3 protein-coding genes are annotated in these 2,528 nt (G+C 66.4%); all 3 read left to right on the top strand.

Going from position 1 to position 2,528, the window contains the following annotated elements; translation table 11 throughout:
- Positions 1-822, top strand: an 822-nt coding sequence (locus OR16_RS36505) for an NAD(P) transhydrogenase subunit alpha (RefSeq protein ID WP_006164059.1), incomplete at its 5' end; no start/stop codon positions are given.
- Positions 823-832: 10 nt separating this feature from the next.
- On the top strand, positions 833-1,168 hold the full coding sequence (locus OR16_RS36510; RefSeq protein ID WP_006164060.1) for an NAD(P) transhydrogenase subunit alpha: 336 nt from the start codon (positions 833-835) through the stop codon (positions 1,166-1,168).
- Positions 1,165-2,528 (top strand): NAD(P)(+) transhydrogenase (Re/Si-specific) subunit beta (locus tag OR16_RS36515; protein ID WP_006164061.1); only part of this gene is annotated, 1,364 nt, incomplete at its 3' end. The genes OR16_RS36510 and OR16_RS36515, both read left to right, overlap by 4 nt.

Here is a 2,528-nt window from a genome sequence, read left to right on the forward strand (position 1 = left end):
AACAAGGCCCGCATGTCCGCCGCCGGCATTGTCGGCTTCGCGCTCGAGGCGGCGCCGCGCACCACCCGTGCGCAGAGCATGGACGTGCTCTCTTCCCAGGCCAACATCGCCGGATATAAAGCCGTGCTGGTCGCCGCCCATCACTATCAACGCTTCATGCCGATGCTGATGACCGCCGCCGGCACCGTCAAGGCCGCGCGCGTGCTCATCCTCGGCGCCGGCGTGGCCGGCCTGCAAGCCATCGCCACCGCCAAGCGGCTGGGGGCGGTGATCGAAGCCTCCGACGTGCGTCCCGCCGTCAAGGAACAGATTGAATCGCTGGGCGGCAAATTCCTCGATGTGCCCTTCGTCACCGACGAAGAGCGCGAGATCGCGCAGGGCGTGGGCGGCTATGCCCGCCCCATGCCGCCCGACTGGATGCGGCGCCAGGCCGAACTGGTGCACGAGCGCGCCAAGGCCGCCGACATCGTCATCACCACCGCGCTGATCCCGGGCCGCCAGGCGCCGGTGCTGCTCAAGGAAGAGACCGTGAAGGCCATGAAGCCGGGCTCGGTGGTGGTCGACCTCGCCGCGGCGCAGGGCGGCAACTGCCCGCTCACCGTGGCCGACGAAGTGGTGGAGCGCCATGGCGTCACGCTGATTGGCCACACCAACCTGGCCGGCATGGTTGCGGCGGACGCCTCCGCGCTCTACGCGCGCAACGTGCTCGACTTTCTCAAGCTGATCATCGACAAGGAGGGCAAGCTCGCCATCGATATGAAAGACGACATCGTAGCGGCTTGCCTGATGACCAAGAGCCGTGAGCCGGAACTGACAAGCTGAGGAGAAATCGATGGAAATGGTGAACCACACGGTGATCAACCTGATCATCTTCGTACTGGCGATCTACGTGGGCTACCACGTGGTCTGGACCGTCACGCCCGCGCTGCACACGCCGCTGATGGCGGTGACCAACGCAATCTCGGCCATCATCATCGTCGGCGCCATGCTGGCGGCCGGCCTGACCGAGGGCCCCGTGGGCCGCACCATGGGCGCGCTGGCGGTGGCGCTCGCTGCAGTCAACGTGTTCGGCGGCTTCCTGGTGACGCAGCGCATGCTGGAGATGTTCAAGAAGAAGGAGCCCAAGGCCAAGACTGTGGGCGCCCACGGCAAGGAGGCCGCGGCATGAGCAATCTCGTGAGCATGAACCTCGTCACGCTGCTCTACCTGCTGGCCTCGGTGTGTTTCATCCAGGCGCTCAAGGGCCTCTCGCATCCCAGTTCCGCACGGCGCGGCAACGCCTTCGGCATGACCGGCATGGCCATTGCGGCGGTAACCACGCTGGTGCTGATCGCCAAACTGAGGAACGACTTCGTGGCGGCAAGCGCCGGCCAGCCGCCGGTCGCCGAAGGCCTGGCGTTGATCTTCGGCGCGCTGGTGGTCGGCGGCGGCATCGGCGCCTATGTGGCGAAGAAGGTCGAGATGACCAAGATGCCCGAACTGGTGGCCGCCATGCATTCGCTGATTGGCCTGGCCGCGGTCTTCATCGCGGTGGCCGCGGTGGCCGAGCCGGCCGCCTTCGGCATTGCGCCAACGGGTACGCACGACATCCCGCTGGGCAACCGCATCGAGCTGTTCATCGGCTGCTTCGTCGGCGCCATCACCTTCTCCGGTTCGGTGATCGCCTTCGGCAAGCTGGCCGGGCGCTACAAGTTTCGCCTGTTCCAGGGTGCGCCCGTGTCCTTCGCCGGGCAGCATATGCTGAACCTGCTGCTGGCGGTGGCGATGATCGGCTTCGGCGTGGTTTTCTTCCTGTCGCAGGCCTGGATGCCCTTCCTGCTGATGCTGGCGATCGCCTTCGTGCTGGGCGTGCTGATCATCATCCCGATCGGCGGCGCCGACATGCCGGTGGTGGTGTCGATGCTCAACTCGTACTCGGGCTGGGCGGCGGCGGGCATCGGCTTCTCGCTGAACAACCCGATGCTGATCATCGCCGGCTCGCTGGTGGGATCGAGCGGTGCCATCCTCTCGTACATCATGTGCCGCGCGATGAACCGCTCGTTCTTCAACGTGCTGCTGGGCGGCTTTGGCGGCGCGCCCGCCGCGGCCGCTGCCGGCGGCCAGGCGCAGCGCAACGTCAAGTCCGGCTCGGCCGACGATGCCGCCTTCCTGATGGGCAACGCGGAAACCGTGATCATCGTCCCGGGCTACGGCCTGGCGGTGGCACGCGCGCAGCATGCGCTCAAGGAGCTGACCGAGAAGCTGGTGGAGAAGGGCGTGACGGTGAAGTACGCCATCCACCCGGTAGCGGGCCGCATGCCGGGCCACATGAACGTGCTGCTGGCCGAGGCCGAGGTGCCTTACGACCAGGTCTTCGAGATGGAAGACATCAACAGCGAGTTCGGCCAGGCCGACGTGGTGCTGGTGCTGGGCGCCAACGACGTGGTCAACCCCGCCGCCAAGACCGACCCCAACTCGCCGATTGCCGGCATGCCGATCCTGGAAGCCTACAAGGCCAAGACCATCATCGTGAACAAGCGTTCGATGGC

It is taken from the genome of Cupriavidus basilensis OR16 (assembly GCF_000243095.1).
GTDB lineage: Bacteria > Pseudomonadota > Gammaproteobacteria > Burkholderiales > Burkholderiaceae > Cupriavidus > Cupriavidus basilensis_D.

Bases quoted from the DNA above. Each gene is read 5' to 3' on its own strand.
- OR16_RS36510 (WP_006164060.1), top strand. From the start codon at position 833: ATGGAAATGGTGAACCACACGGTGATCAACCTGATCATCTTCGTACTG.